This is a genomic window from Paenibacillus montanisoli, from assembly GCF_003268025.1.
Taxonomy (GTDB): Bacteria; Bacillota; Bacilli; order Paenibacillales; family Paenibacillaceae; genus Paenibacillus_Z; species Paenibacillus_Z montanisoli.
The window spans coordinates 310,517-325,632 of record NZ_QLUW01000004.1; the positions used below are offsets into that span (position 1 = coordinate 310,517).

14 protein-coding genes are annotated in these 15,116 nt (G+C 53.8%); all 14 read right to left on the reverse strand.

Features of this window, described 5'->3' with window-relative positions:
- Positions 1-125: 125 nt before the first annotated feature.
- The 14 genes from DL346_RS21105 to iolG all read right to left on the reverse strand — a co-directional run bounded on the left by DL346_RS21105 (position 126) and on the right by iolG (position 15,107).
- Positions 126-1,004, reverse strand: a complete 879-nt coding sequence (locus tag DL346_RS21105) for an NAD-dependent epimerase/dehydratase family protein (protein ID WP_112884353.1) — start codon at positions 1,002-1,004, stop codon at positions 126-128.
- A 137-nt stretch (positions 1,005-1,141) separates the two neighbouring features.
- Complete coding sequence (locus tag DL346_RS21110; RefSeq protein ID WP_165822609.1) at positions 1,142-2,608, reverse strand: leucyl aminopeptidase family protein; 1,467 nt, start codon at positions 2,606-2,608, stop codon at positions 1,142-1,144.
- Positions 2,605-3,510, reverse strand: a complete 906-nt coding sequence (locus DL346_RS21115) for a metallophosphoesterase family protein (protein WP_112884355.1) — start codon at positions 3,508-3,510, stop codon at positions 2,605-2,607. Before DL346_RS21115 ends, DL346_RS21110 begins: the two co-directional genes overlap by 4 nt.
- Positions 3,511-3,555: 45 nt before the next feature.
- On the reverse strand, positions 3,556-4,512 hold the full coding sequence (locus tag DL346_RS21120; RefSeq protein WP_112884356.1) for a carbohydrate kinase family protein: 957 nt from the start codon (positions 4,510-4,512) through the stop codon (positions 3,556-3,558).
- A gap of 33 nt (positions 4,513-4,545) precedes the next feature.
- The gene (locus DL346_RS21125; RefSeq protein ID WP_112884357.1) at positions 4,546-5,562 is read right to left on the reverse strand and encodes a LacI family DNA-binding transcriptional regulator; all 1,017 of its coding nucleotides are present in this window, start codon (positions 5,560-5,562) and stop codon (positions 4,546-4,548) included.
- A 99-nt stretch (positions 5,563-5,661) separates the two neighbouring features.
- Positions 5,662-6,570, reverse strand: coding sequence for a carbohydrate ABC transporter permease (locus tag DL346_RS21130; RefSeq protein WP_112884358.1), 909 nt, complete (start codon positions 6,568-6,570; stop codon positions 5,662-5,664).
- Positions 6,571-6,672: 102 nt separating this feature from the next.
- Positions 6,673-8,451, reverse strand: a complete 1,779-nt coding sequence (locus DL346_RS21135; RefSeq protein WP_112884359.1) for an extracellular solute-binding protein — start codon at positions 8,449-8,451, stop codon at positions 6,673-6,675.
- An 82-nt stretch (positions 8,452-8,533) separates the two neighbouring features.
- Positions 8,534-9,481, reverse strand: a complete 948-nt coding sequence (locus tag DL346_RS21140; RefSeq protein WP_112884360.1) for an ABC transporter permease — start codon at positions 9,479-9,481, stop codon at positions 8,534-8,536.
- A 187-nt stretch (positions 9,482-9,668) separates the two neighbouring features.
- The gene (locus DL346_RS21145) at positions 9,669-10,373 is read right to left on the reverse strand and encodes a glycerophosphodiester phosphodiesterase (RefSeq protein ID WP_112884361.1); all 705 of its coding nucleotides are present in this window, start codon (positions 10,371-10,373) and stop codon (positions 9,669-9,671) included.
- 12 nt (positions 10,374-10,385) lie between these two features.
- On the reverse strand, positions 10,386-11,153 hold the full coding sequence (locus tag DL346_RS21150; protein WP_112884362.1) for a sugar phosphate isomerase/epimerase family protein: 768 nt from the start codon (positions 11,151-11,153) through the stop codon (positions 10,386-10,388).
- Positions 11,150-12,079 (reverse strand): aldo/keto reductase, encoded by a 930-nt coding sequence (locus DL346_RS21155; RefSeq protein WP_112884363.1) that lies wholly within the window; start codon positions 12,077-12,079, stop codon positions 11,150-11,152. Before DL346_RS21155 ends, DL346_RS21150 begins: the two co-directional genes overlap by 4 nt.
- Before the next feature lie 85 nt (positions 12,080-12,164).
- Positions 12,165-13,175 (reverse strand): LacI family DNA-binding transcriptional regulator, encoded by a 1,011-nt coding sequence (locus DL346_RS21160; protein ID WP_112884364.1) that lies wholly within the window; start codon positions 13,173-13,175, stop codon positions 12,165-12,167.
- Positions 13,176-13,222: 47 nt separating this feature from the next.
- Entirely contained in the window at positions 13,223-14,038 is an 816-nt protein-coding gene (iolB, locus tag DL346_RS21165; RefSeq protein WP_112884365.1) for a 5-deoxy-glucuronate isomerase, read from the reverse strand.
- A gap of 25 nt (positions 14,039-14,063) precedes the next feature.
- A complete protein-coding gene (gene iolG, locus DL346_RS21170; RefSeq protein WP_112884366.1) occupies positions 14,064-15,107 on the reverse strand; it encodes an inositol 2-dehydrogenase in 1,044 nt (347 codons plus the stop codon).
- Positions 15,108-15,116 lie beyond the last annotated feature (9 nt).

Below are 15,116 nucleotides of genomic sequence, written 5' to 3' on the forward strand. Positions count from 1 at the left end.
TCTGCGTCAATCGGTTGTCGGCAGTAGTATGGACGGCTTTGCCAGTTTTTATATAATCCAACCCTAAGAAAAAAGAAAAGCCGCCCAAGCATCGCCTAGTCAGCAATGCCCGGCAGCCTCTATTTCTACTTCTCGCCCGCAAGCTTCTCAATAAACGGCGGAAGCCAGTCCGACAGCTCCTTGAACGTATAGCCGGCCGATTCCGCCTTGGAAATATCCATGTACCACGGCTCCGGGACGCCGAACGGCGAGCTGTGCTGCTCATCGGTTTCCAGCGCGGCATAGGCCGTCCTGCCCGTGGCCTTCTCGATCAGCTCTACTATGCCGCCCGGCGAGATCTCCCCGCGGGAGCAAGCGTTGAAAGGCCCCGTCGCCTCAGAGCGGCCAAGCCATTCCAGGAACGAAGCCGCATCGTCCGCGTCAATGAAAGACATCATCGCACCTGCATTCGGGATGCCAAGCGGCTGCCCCTGCTGCACATGCTCCACATGGAAATGCAGCCGCCGCGTGTAATCGTCCTCGCCTAGCACGATCGGGAAACGGACGGCCGTAACGGGGAACGGTGCCCCCTGGAAGAAGACTGCTTCCACCAGCCGTTTGCCTTCTCCGTAATTGATCTCATGCGGATACGGCTTCGGAATCAGGTAGCTCTGCGGATCAAAATGCGCCTCTGCCTTGCGCGGCTCCCCGAACGGATAGACGCTGAGCGTCGAGGTGACAATGTACTTGCCTACGCGGCCCGCAAACAGCTTGATTGCCTCTTCGGCTTCCTTCGGCATATAGCAGATATTATCGTAGATGACGTCATAACGGGCATCCCCGATTGCGGCCTCCAGCTCCTCCACTTGGGTCCTGTCAACCTTCAAATGCTTCACCTGGTCGCCGAACGGATGAGCATGCGCTCCCCGCGTGACGATCGTCACCTCATCACCGGCCTTAAGCAGAAGCTCAACCAGCTTTTTCCCAAAAAAACGCGTGCCGCCGAGCACGAGCACTTGACGCATATCGTCCCCTCCTTATCGATGAAACGTTCAGTTCTATCTTGCCACATTTCGCCTCCGCTTCGCAAAAAAACCATCCGTTCACAACGAACGGATGGCGCTGACCCTGACCTGTATGATTAATCGGATTGCTGCTTATTTCAAACCTCCGGAATCCCCGTAATGTAGGCAGACAGCATCCGTGCGCCGAAGCCCGTCGCACCTGTCGCGAATTCGCCTTTCGCGGAGGACGATTCCTTAGGGCCGTTCATATCAATATGCGCCCAAGCTAGATCAGGATGAACGAATTTTCGCAGAAACAACGCCGCCGTTATGGTTCCGGCCTCGCCGACTTTGCTGATGTTGGACGTGTCGGCGTAATCGCTGTCCAAATACGCTTCGTAGTCGTCCACGAGCGGAAGCTGCCAGACTCGTTCACCGAATGGTTCGCCGGCTGTCCGAAGCGACTGAGCCAGCTGATTGTCGCCTAACAGACCGGCGACCCTCGAGCCAAGCGCACCGACGACGGAGTACGTGAGCGTAGCCATATCGATCGCTTGGGCGGCACCGATCCGGTGAGCGTAAATAAGCGCATCCGCCAATATCAGCCGTCCCTCCGAGTCCGTGTTGCCAACCTGAACGGTGACGCCGTTCGCGTAGCGGATCACCTCGCCCGGCAGCAGCGAACGATCGGAAGGACTGTTCTCCGCCGACGGCACCAGCACCGCGACATTCGCGGGAGCGCCGCTGCGAACCAAAATATCCAACGCGCCGAGCACGCCGGCGGCACCAGCCATATCCATTCGCATATCGCTGATGTCGTTGTCGCGTTTGAGGCTGATTCCGCCCGTATCAAAGGTGATGCCTTTGCCTATAAGCGCAATGAGGGGCTTCGTCTCGTCAGTGCAATACCGGATCTCAAGGAAAACAGGCGGATACGCACTGCCTTTCCCGACAGCCATCAGACCGGTGAAGCCCATACGATCCAGCTCTTCGCCCTCATAGACTTTGACCGTGGCCTCCGTGCCTGCAAAGCGAGCCGCTGCCCGCTCCGCCAAATCGCGCGGCCGCAAATAGTTAGGCGGCTCATTGGCCATATCCCGCGCCCAGATCGTCCCCTCTGCCCTAATGCTGCCCAGCTGAACGGCCGCCTGCCACTCGGGTCCGTCTTCGCAGTTCAATTGAACGTGCACGATTCCATGTTCACCACCCGGCTTCGCTTTATACTTATCGAACGTATACGTGCCGAGCATCCAGCCTTCGACCCAAGCCGAGATATCTTCCGGCCTGCAGCTTCCGGATCGAACGGAAGAAACCAGCCCTTCAAAAGAAACCGCGGCTTCCGATCGCCGTTCTTTCAGAAGAGCACGCCCGGCATTGCCCGCTGCCTCGCGGATGACGGCAGGTTGAAGCTTAGCCGCTTCTCCGAGGCCAACGAGCAGAATATCCGGCTCTCCTCCATAGCCGTAAAACCACGTCACCGCATGCCTTGCGGCCATATTCGGCAATAGAGCGGCCGTGCCTAATCTCGCCCGCGCTCTCTTAATGTCCGGCAGTCCTTCCACGCAAACCGGGATGATGACCGTACGCCCATCATCCGGGGGCCCTCCTAGCCGAAAATGATTCATCGGACAACCCCTCCGTCCTCTTGAACGATCCATGTATCAAAACGCCTTTCGCCTGCCCTTAGCTCAACGACACGCGCCCCTCTCGGAAGCGTGCCGTAGCAGTTGTATCCCGTAACACGGCCATAGCACAGGCGAATGCCGTGCAGCGTACCGCAATAGTCGTTATCGTGGTCATGGCCGACGAAGGTGCCCATCACGTCCCCTATCTGGACCATTGCCCCAAACAGACCGGTATTGATTTTGGGGCACTCCACCCGTTCTTCCTTGAAACCGGTCACCTGTTCGCCCTGCCAAGCGGCATCATACTCCGGAAACGGAATATGAAAGAACGCCAGCGCAGGCACCTGATGGCCGCTCTGCACGCTAAGCTCGCGGGATTGCTGCATATACCATTGGACTTGATCGTGATGAATCCAAGCATAGCCCCCGATAGGTTCCGGCGCATTGATGCCAGAATCGAAGAAGTATAGCGCAGCTTTATCCTCCCGCCCAGCAGCGTCCTTCACCTTCAGTACATAGTTGCCGACCCCGTTAATTTCCGTCGGACCGGCTGCAGTGAGACACTTCTCGTCCTCCTGCATCACGGAGAGCAGCTCCTCCCGAGTAATGCCTTCCTCCGCATCATGATTGCCGAATACGGCCGTCCAGGGCACCCGGGATCGGATAACCGGCGCGATCGCTCTGCGGAAGGACGCTTCCGGATCAGCTACGCCATGGCTCCAGATCATATCGCCGGTCAGAACGATAAGGTCCGGCTGCTCCGCTTCAATGATTTGCGTTACCAGAGCCGCCGTCCGTTCATCGCGCTCACGTTCTTCTTCTTTGCCATCGCCGAAATGCATGTCCGTAAACTGGACGATCTTAAAGGTGCCTTCCTCTCGAAACCTCAAATCTGCTCCCACTTGGTACACCTCTTCTACGAATTTCCGTACCTGCCAACCAATCCTCTACTGAGCAATCTCCCACTTATCGGTCGTAAAGGCTGCCTTCTCCGAAATGAACCGCTCGAGCGCCACTCGATCCGGCGTGCCTGAGTTGCCGCCGCTGCGAGTGATGGACATGGCGCCGCAGGCATTGCCGTAGAGAAGGCATTGCTCAACCGGCTGACCGTTTAATAGGCCGTAGATATAGCCGGCGTTAAACGAATCCCCCGCTCCGGTCGTATCCACGACAGGTACCTGGAATCCCGAACGGTATACCGTCCGGCCGCCGACTGAAGCCGCAGCGCCTGCAGCGCCGAGCTTCAGCACGATATGCTTGCTATGCCCGGCTAATTCGCGGATGCAGTCCTGCATCGAGGAAAGGTCCGTATACTGCTGCGCCTCCACCTCGTTCATAAAGAATACGTCCACTTCACCCATAAGCTCGTAAATGCCTCTATACCACTCGCCCGTTTCGTCCCAGCCGACATCGATCGAGGTCGTGACGCCGAGCGCTTGTATCCGTTCGATCGCTTGCATGAATTCGGCATGATTCCGGCTGCCCTTATAGCCTGTCAGATGAACATGGCGGGCCTGTGCGACGCTCTCCATGTTCAACCCATTTACGCTAAGTTCGGCATTGGAGCCGGTGTACGTGATGAAGGACCGGTCTTGCTCCGGATTGATCGCAATCGAGATCCCGGTATTCAGACCGCTCTTCCGAATATATCTGGTATCGATTCCATAACGAGAAAAATGGTCCCGGATATAATGACCGAACCCATCTTCGCCAAGGACTCCGTTAAAAGCCAGCTTCAGGCCGAGCTTAGCCAGCGCCAGCGTAAACAAAGCGGCGCCGCCGCCAACATGAATGGTCATGTCTTGAACATAAACTTCTTGGCCGGGCTCCGGCATCTCGTTACAGCCGGCAACGACTAAATCGATATTTGCGTCTCCAATCACAACCGCATCGTACGCTTTCAATCGTTCCTCATCTCCATCCTGTCCGTGATGCGCCTATTCGCTTTGTTCCAGCTTTATGCAGCTCTGCCGTTCCGCCAAGCGGTGTTCCATAATAATATCCTCTTCCAAAAATTCACCTGACGAAATATGCTGCAGCAGAGCCTTCATTGTCACTCGTCCCATCTCATGAATGGGCTGCTCCATGGAGGTCAGCGTCGGGCGAACCAGCTCCGTCAATTGGCTTCCATCGAACCCCATTACCGATATATCGGCAGGCACCTGCAAGCCTTGGTCGTGAATGCAATTCATCGCGCCAAGCGCCATATCGTCGCTGACGGCGAATACGGCCGTCGGCCGCCGCTTCGCGCGCAGCAGCTCTTGCATCTGCTCATAGCCGCTGCGGACCTTGTAATCTCCGAATCGGATATGTTCATAGATGATTTTGACGCCATAGTCAGTAAGCGCGTTCCGGTAGCCGCTATAACGGTTTTGTCCGGATGTAATATCACGCATATCTCCGCCGATAAACGCGATATCGCGATGGCCCAGCTCGATCAAATATTTCGTTGCGTCGTAGGCCGCCTTATAATCATCTACAATGACGGATGCGAATTGCTGATCGATTGGCTTAACGCTGCTGAAAATAACGGGAACGTTCATCTTGTGAATGAGATTGCGGATTTCCTCGTTAATCTTCTCGTGCATGATAATAATGCCTTCCACGCGCATCTCTTGAAACACGTTCAAATATTTGTACTCTTTATCGATATCTTCGCTGATGTTGCACACCAGCAGGCTATAATCGTTCTCGCTCGCCGCTTCCTCGATGCTGCTGAGGATGGTTGCGTAGAAGAACGATGTAATATCCGGTACGATGACACCGATCAGGTTCGTTTTATTGCGCACCAAACTACGGGCGATATGGCTCGGAGCATATCCCAATTCCTGGATAGCCCTGTTCACTTTGAGCTTAAGATCGTCTTTGACATACTTTTCGCCATTCAGAACCCGGGATACCGTCGTAACCGATACGCCTGCATGGCGCGCCACGTCTTTTATTTTTGGTTGCAAGCCGCTCACCCTTTGCTAGAAATTCCATTGTACGATCCTAATAAAATTCGACGCCTGCCATGGGAAATCCTTCATTTGTAAAAAAGTTACAGCTTCTTCTTACTCTTTAATAGATCCGATCAATACGCCTTTGGTAAAATGACGCTGCATAAACGGATAGATGATAATAATCGGCGCAACGACAACGATGATCGTCGCCATTTTGAGAGAATTGCCCGTCACCTGAATTTGCTCAACAAGCAGGTACTTGGTCGTTCCCGTCGCTTGATTCAGCGTTTCGCGCATCGCTTCAGCGCTTGTCAACATCTCTTGCAGCAGCGTGGACAACGGGCGCAAGTTCGCCTTGCGGACGAAGAAGGCACCGGTGAACCAGTCATTCCAGTGGCCGACGGCGGTGAACAAACCGATAACGGCAACAACAGGCCGGCTGAGCGGCATAATAATGCGCAGGAAGATCGATAGGTCATTATATCCGTCTATGCGGGCCGACTCTTCCAAACTCACGTGGATTTGCTGGAAGAACGTGCGGAAAATGATCAAGTTCCATGCACTGTATAATCCCGGGATAACATAGACCCAGATGCTGTTGGTCAGATTGAGATTCGAGAGAAGCATATAGTAGGGAATGATACCGCCGCCAAACAGCATGGTGAAAAAGATCAGCATCATGAAAAATTTCCCGCCCGGCAGCGTCTTGCTCTTAAGCGCGTAAGCGGCCATCGCCGTTAAAAATACGCTGCTTATCGTTCCGACAACCGTCCGGAATAAGGAAATGCCAAAAGCCGAAGCAATGTTGTTGGCTTCAAACACTTTATGGAAATTGTCAAGCGTCCATATGCGGGGCCAAAAATAGATGCCGCCTCTTTCCGCATCTTTACCGGGATTGAACGCCAGCGCGAATATATTCAAGAATGGAAGAATAATGGACAAGCAGAGCAGGATGATAATCAAGTAATTGACAATTTTAAAGATTCGTTCTGCCGTGCTTTGCTTATAAAACTCGTTCACAACTCTCACCCTCCACAGAAGAAGCTAGTCGACAATGACGCGCTTACCATAAAGTAACAGGCGGTCTCATCCGGCATGCGGACGAAACCGCCTGTTCGTCACTTATTGATTCAACGTATCAAGTCCAAGATTCACTTTCGTTTTTGGATCCGCGTTCTTGTCTGTCAGCAGCTTCAAGTAGTCATCCAAGCCGGATGCCTCCAATTGCTTCAATGCGCTGTCCAAAATTTCTTTCGCTTCATCCGTGTTCTTCGCATAATACGCACGAATTAGACTGTCATTATAGTTATCTAGTGCCGCCTTCAGCTCAGTGCCATTTTGGTATTCTCCAATAAATGAAATTGGCTGATAAGCGTCGATGATAAGAGCGTCTTTAATTCTTTGATCAAGGCCTACATACTCCGCGATTTTTTCAACGGCCGGGTACAGGTTGCCATTGGCGCTCTCGCCGTAATTGAGTTCGCCGAAGTCCGATTTGTTATCGATGTCCGTACTTCCGAGGAATCCGCCCCAGCTGTTGCCGACGCCTGCAAATCCGAGTTTCTTGGCTTCGTTCGGATCTTTCGCTTTCAAGTCTAGCACCTCTTGCTTCACAACCGGGTTACCATTGGCATCAAGCGTATAATCGCGACCTTCAATTCCATACATCCAAAGCAGCTTGCCTTCACGGCTTGCAAGGAAATCCGCGAATTTAACGACTTCCTCCGGTTTTTCGGTTGTGGATGGAATTGCCCAAGCGGAGTAACCGGATTTAAAGCTTAGAAGCATTTTGTTAGAGCCGATAACCGGATTGATCGGACCGAGCGGGATGTAACGCATATTTTGGTTAAAATCCTGGAAGCTGTGCATATCGGCAATAATTCCCCACGAACCGTTGATTGCTCCTTCTGTCGAGCGGCTTTCGTCGACCGTAAAGAATTCCGGATGAATCAGCTTTTCGCTAAGAAGCTTTTGCATAAATTCAACCTTTTTCAAAGCGTACGGAGTTTGAGCTTCGTGAAGGACTTTGCCGTCCTTATCTGCTCTAATGCGCTGGTCGTCTGCTCCCCACTCCAAATCGTTGAACAATGGTCCGGTCTCTGCTCCACCCCAGAAACGCGGGCCGATCGGCACTACGGCATTGCCGTTATCGTCTTTAAAGTTGCCGTCTTTAATCTTCTTCGCCAAGTCATACAACTGATCTGTTGTCTTGATGGTACGAGGGTCAATGCCAAGCGAGTCGGCGATATCTTTACGGATGAAAGGCCCTCCGACGCCTCTCCAAGGGTCTTGACCGCCATTGCGGGCAATATTCATATGAGCGAAATACGCAGATCCGTTAAACTCGGGACGGAACATGACGCCATACTGCGTATCCAGAGGCAAGAAGCCGTCTTGCAAATATTTGCTGTAAACCTTCGTATCTTTGAATAACGGGGCCAAATCCGTGAACATGCCTTCGCGCGCAGCCTTCAGAACGACAGACATTTCCGGGCGTCCGCTGTTATTCAAGTAGAATCCAACGAAGTCAGGGAGGTCGCCCGATGCAAGACCGGCGATCATGCCGTCGATGGCATGTTCCGCTTTCATAAGCTCAAGCTCAAAATCAATGCCTGTTTTTTTCTTGATTTCTGCCTGAATTTCAGGGTTTAGACCTTCGGTGAAATCATCGGAATCATAAAAGAGAAGACCTTTGATTTTACGGTCCGCAATCCATGTTTCCGGCTTACCGTCATTTGTGGCAGTTGCATTTGCAGCAGATGAATCGTCAGTTGTTGCGTTCTTGCTGTTGGCTGTTTGATCATTGCTCGCTTCATTCGTGCCGTTGTTACCGGAGCAGCCCGTAAACAGCACCGAAGCAATAACAGGAAGTGCTAAGAACCTTAACCATTTTCTGCTCATGCGTTTTTCCCCTTTTATCGATTTTTTATGAACACGTCAAAGACGTTTCCACCAAGGGTAATTATGTGTGCCTATGGTAGCGTTACCACAAAGAAGTTTCAGAGACCTTGCGTGATATGCGATTGGCTATTATGACAAGAACGAGACCGATTAAGCCCTGGAACATGCCGACAGCGGTCGCATACCCGTACTGCCCGCCCTTTAATCCGACTTGAATAATGTAGGTATCCAGAATATCCGCATACTGCATGTTTCCAGGTGTACGAAGCAAGTAGATTTGATCGAAGCCGGCCGACAATATCCCTCCGATGGACAGGATAAACAGGATAACGATCGTCGGCGTGATCGATGGGATCGTAATATTCCACATCTCTCTGAACTTGCTTGCGCCATCGATTTTGGCCGCTTCGTACAACTCTTGATTGACGCCTGCGATTGCTGCAAGATAAATGATCGAGTCCCAGCCGAGCGACTTCCACATATGGCTGCCGAACATGATCTGGTAGAAATATTGCGGCTCCATCAGATAGAACGTGCTGCCGTCGCCGCCCATTTCGGCAATAAATTGGTTAAGCAATCCGGTATCGGGCGCCAGCAGCCGCTGAACCAAGCCGATGACAATGACCCAAGACAGGAAGTGCGGCAGGTAAAGGATGCTCTGCGAGACGTTCTTGAACCATTTACTGCGGATTTCATTAAACATAAGCGCCATCATAATCGGGAATGGCAGGTACAGGAAGAGCTTCATCCCGCTAATAATAAGCGTATTGGAAATCAATTCCTTGCTTTTGTACGAGTTAAAGAAGGTGACGAAATAATCAAATCCAACCCATGGACTATGTAGAAGACCTTTGTTGAACTTGTACTCCTTGAAAGCAAGCAGCAGGCCGCCCATCGGAATGTAAGAGAAGATAATAAAGAACGCGACGCATGGCAAAAGCATGAAGTACAAGTAGCGGTGCAGGACGATCGATTTCCACAAACTTCGCCCTGACTTGGCTGGCTTCAAAGTTGAAGACGCTTGCTGCATAAGTCGGAAATCACCTTCTTTTCGGTTAATTGACCTTGAGATCGGTCAGGCAAATCGCATTTCTGGTATCGCTTCCATACTGGGCTATAAAAAAATGCGCCCGCAAACTGAAAGTTTATGAAAGCGCTTCCTTAATACTTATTATAGCAAGGTTGTCACCAAATTACCAGCACTTTAATTATGATGATTATATTAATTTTCGCAGTTCTTTCGGTGCCCGGGTCGTGATTGCATCTACTCCCATATCGATGTATCGCTGCATGGCCAATTGATCATTTACGGTATACACCCAGACCAGCAAGCCAACGGCATGCGCGTGTTTCACAACCGGATCCAGGCAGGTTGCGGCATTCATATTCAGTCCCGCGTATCCCGCCATAACTGCTGCGCGGCATACCGATTCGGCATATTCGTTGTAGGAAGCCAGCTGCCTCTCGTTCAGTTCGCGAGGGGTATTGAGCATCACTTGAATGTCCGGATGCCGCTCCGTGATCCCTTCCAAAAAACCGGTGATGTAGACTCTGTTCTCCGCACCATTACGGCGAATTAATCGAACCGCCGGCTCAATGGCCGCATCCGCTTTCAAATCCAGATTAAGCAGCAGGTCTTTTTGAGCCGACATCCGAAAGATCTGATCAAGCGTTGCAAGCTCATAGCGCTCATATACCGGATCGAGCAGCCGCCGCACTTCCTGCCGATTCAACTGCGCATAGCCGTTGGTTTGAAGCAGCGGCGAATCATCGTGCAGCAGAATGGCCGTTCCGTCTGCAGCAGCCAACACATCAACCTCCGCTATGTGCGCTCCCGCCTCAATCGCTTCGAGGAACGAGTCGACCGTATTATCCGGATGCACGCCGCAGCCCGTATGGGCGCAGATCAGCGTTTCGCGCATCGCAACCGCCTCCTATCCTTGAGTGGCTAGCTTTTCAATCCGCATTAAATATTCGAAGCTTTCCGCCAGACTGTCGAGCGGGCTGCCCGGACAATAATCCTGCTCCACGGCATACCATTCCACGCCGCTGCTCTCTCCCCATTGAAGAATCGGCACAAAGTCGATGATCCCGTTACCGATTTCCGCAAAGTAGCATCTGCCGTCGCCGGTCATATCCTTGAGATGCAGGATCGGCATGCGATAGGCATAATCCCGGATATAGCCAAGCGGGTCCAAGCCAGCCTTCTTCACCCAATACGTATCGATTTCCGCGTAAACAGGCGCCGCAGGGTCCAGTTCCAGCACGTAATCCAGCGCATACCGGCCTTCGACGGACGTATGGAATTCGAAATCGTGGTTATGGTAGCCTACGCGGAAGCCTGCGCCGCTCACCGCTGCTGCCACTTTGCGCAAGTCGTCCCTTACGCTCCGGTAGCCGTCCGGATTTTGCAGCTCGCCCGGAAGAGAGTGGCAAATGAAATCCTTGGTGTTGAACAAACGCGCCTCTTCGAGAACCGCCTCCAAATCATGCTTCATTCGTTCAAGCCCGACATGCATTCCCGCGGTGCGCAGGCCAAGCTCGTTCATGACAGCGGCAATCTCTCTCGGATCGTTGCCGTGAAGACCGTCGATTTGAACGGCGCTCCAACCCATCTTCTTCAACTCCCGCAGCGTTCCGGGAAAATCAATCTTCAGCTCGTTACGGAGCGTGTACAACTGTGCCGCTAATTTGTGTCTCATCCCGCCAGCGCCTCCTGTTCTAAATTGAGCCATGCCAGTTCTCCCTCGGTAAGTGCCAGCTCCATGGCTTGAAGCGATTCTTCCAATTCTTGATGCTGCCTAGGGCCGATCACGGCGCAAGTCGGGAAAGAGCGGTTCAGCACGAAGCCCAGTGCGATTTGCATGGCGGACACGCCCTTCGCCTCGGCCAATTTCGCCGCTCTCGCGTAACGCTCCCAATTGGCTTCGTTATAATAGACGCGCACCATATCGGCATTCGAATGGTCCTCCGGCGAGAAGCGGCCCGAGAAGAAGCCTCCGGCCTGGGCGGACCAAGCGAGCAGCGGCATTTGATTGCGCGTATGCCACGCCGCTGTCTCCTCGTCGGCAGACACGCAGCCTGCCCATCTCGGTTCCTTCGCGGCAGCGAGCGCAAGATTAACGCTGCTGAACGTAAACCCCGTTAAGCCATGGCTTGACGCATAGTCATTTGCTTCTTGAATCCGCTTATAGGTCCAGTTGGAGGCCCCGATCGCCTTGATTCGCCCTTCGGCCAGATGCAGGTTAAGCTCCTCCATAACGGGACCGACCGGCACGCCCGGTTCGTCTCTGTGCAAAGCATACAGGTCAACGTAATCCGTATTCAGCCTTTCCAGGCTTTCGAACAAATCCTTGCGGATGGAAGGCGCATCTACCCGGGGCCCGGGTCTGCCGTCATCGTGATGAGCGCCTTTGGTCATAATGACAAGCTTGTCGCGATGGCCGTTTTCCTTGATCCACGTCCCCAGAATCCGTTCGGCCGTATTATACTGGTGAGCGGTATCGATCGTTGTGCCTCCGGCATGAACAAATTGATCAAGCAGCTCCGTGCCGTTCAGCTTCCGTAAATCCCCGGTTCCAAAAATAAGCCGGGAAAGCTTGATTCCATTCAGCTCTATGAAATTCATCGTATCGTAAGCCTCCTGCTTCCTCTGAAGTGAACTCGTTGAACTGGAAACGTTACCAGAAAAGGATATGGAGCCTCCCCCGCTCTTAGCGAAGGGGGGCTGCCGTTGATTGCCGGACAATCAGCTCCGGCGCAAGCACCGTTCTGGATGATTCATCCGGCTGTTCGCCGTTCTTTTGCAAAATGATGTCAACCGCCAGCCCGCCCATCCGTTCCGTCGGCTGGGCAATGGTCGTCAGCGCCGGGTTGGTCACCGTTGCCAGTATCGTATTATCGAAGCCGATAACTGACAGCTCGCGGGGCACGCTGATCCCAAGCTCCCTTGCCGCTTGCAGCGCCCCGATCGCGAGCAGGTCGTTGCAGCAGAAAATCGCTGTCGGCCGCTCGGCATAACGCATCAGCTCGGACGCGTTCCGCTTGCCGTCTTTGATGAGATCGCGCCCGCCGGATTTCACGAAGTACTCCGGCAGAGTTTGCCCCGACTCCGCCATCGCCTCGCGAAAGCCGCGAATCCGCTCCTGCGAGCTGGTGACCTTCGGGTGCTCCGCCAAGACCGCCATCGAGGTATGGCCCAGACTAAGCAGATGCTGTGCCGCCAAGCGGCCTCCCTCATAATCGTCGACGGTGACCGTCTGGATCGCTTCCCCCGGAAGTCCCCGCGCTATCATCGTCACCGGAATGGATTTGGCCAGTATCGGAGCAAGCAGTTCCTTATCCTCAATGCCCGTCCCGATAATGATGCCGTCTACGCTCTTCTGCTGCAGCAGCGTCAAATAGCGTTCCACCCGTTCATCCTGGTTGTCCGTGCTGCAGATGACGAGACTGTAGCCGTGATGATCTACGCGGTCCTCTACCGCGCGGGCGATCTCGGCGAAGAAAGGATTGGAGATGTCCGGCACCAATAATCCGAGCGTGTAGGTTTTTTTGCCGGTAAGCGCCGCGGCGATGACGCTCGGTTTATAGCCGAGCCTCTCCATGACGTCCATGATTTTGGCACGGCGTTCCTCGCTGATCTTGCCTTTGCCGTTAATGACTTGCGAGACTGCCGCGATCGATACACCGGCTTCCCTGGCCACGTCGTAAATGGTTGCTTTCATCTCTTGCTTCCTCCTTGATGCTGCCGCTTAGGGCGGTTCTTGCACATTTACTTGCCCGGCTTGTTCATGATCCACTCATGATCCGGGTCGTTATGAAATTTCCATGTTCGGACAGGGCCCGCCATCACATTCAGATAATAACAATTATAACCCGGAGGCGCGGAAACCGGATGGTACCCTTTCGGTACGAGGACCGCTTCCCCATTCCGCACGATCAGCGTTTCGTCCAACGATCGGTCGTCCGTATAGACGCGCTGTACCGCAAAGCCCTGCTCCGGCTGGATCCGGAAATAATAGGTTTCCTCCAGCTCCGACTCCTCCGGCAGCGCGTTTCGATCGTGTTTATGAGGCGGATAGCTGGACCAGTGGCCGTTAGGCGTAAAGACTTCCACGACCAGCAAGCTGTCGGCCGGCTCCTGCTCCGGCAAAATATTATGAATATAACGCTCGATATTCCCATAACCCCGCGTTTCGACGCCTACTTGCTCCGGCGTTATAAGCCTCGCCTCGTGGGAGCTTTGGCCCGGTGCGGAGCAAACGGCTACCTCCAGCGCCGTCTTCGCCGTAATCTCATAGCTGTCATGGTCCGGGACGTAGACGGAATACGGAGGTATTTGCTCGAACACGCTCATTCGTTTGCCGATGCCCTGCCACGATTGTTTTTCCGTTCTAATATCGGCATGCCCGCCAAGTAGGACGAGACAGACTTCCCGCTCCCCGGTCTCCCTTGCAATGGTTTCCCCTTCGGCTAACCGCAGTACTTCGAAGCCGACATACTGCCAGCCTGCCGATTCCGGCGTAATGCGCAGAATACTGCCGTCCTGATTCGGTTCAATTTCCGGTGTCACAATCAATTTCGACAAGCTTCTTCCTGCCTCCTTCCAAGGCTTAAGCCAAGATTGAGTGCTGCGCCGCCAGCTCCAGCGTTTCCGAAAGCTTCACGGGCCGGCCGAGCCGCTGCGACAGCTTGGCTGCAAGCGCCGCCCGCTCGGCCTGCAAACCGTCCGTTCCGCTTACGGGAACCGGCTTGCCGTGAAGGATACTATCGATAAACAGCTGCGTTTCTTCGATGTAGGCTCCGTTATACCGTTCCAAAAAGAAATGAAGCGGCTTATCGCGATAAATCCCATCCGCGGTGCTGATCTCCGCCGTATTCGGGTAATCGTTGGTCACGGCCACGCTGCCTTTGGAGCCGAACACCTCCACCCGCTGATCGTAGCCGTATACGGCTTGGCGGCTGTTGTCGATAACGCCAAGCGCTCCGTTCGCGAATTTCAGGGTAACGATGGCCGTATCCGAGTCGCCGCACTCGGCGAAAACCGGATCGATCAGTACGCCGCCTTGCGCATACACTTCCTCGATCTCGCTGCCGGAAACATAGCGCGCCATGTCAAAATCATGGATCATCATATCCATGTAAATGCCGCCCGATACCTTAATGTAATCCGGGTGCGGAGGGCTCGGATCGCGCGACGTAATCTTCACGATGTGAGGCAGTCCAATCGTACCGCCTTGCACATGCTCGCGAAGCCGCTTGAAATTGTGGTCGAACCGGCGGTTAAAGCCGATTTGCAGCTTAACCCCCGCTTCGCGGGCCGCCTCCACGGCTTCCTCCGTCTTACGCACATCCATGCTGACCGGCTTCTCGCAGAAGATATGCTTGCCCGCCCGGGCGGCCTGTAAAATAAGCGGTACGTGCGTATTGGTCGACGAGCAAATGAATATGGCCTCGATAGAAGGGTCGGCCATCACCGCATCGCTGTCCCTCAGAACTGCCGGAATGCCGCATGCCGCCGCCCATTCCTGAAGCTCCGGTCCTGCGAACGCGTCACATACCGCGGCCACTTCGACCTCGGGCATCCGCAGCAAATTGCCGACGTGGATTTTGCCGATGCGGCCGGCTCCGATAACGGCCGCTTTAATTTTTCCCATGCAGCGATC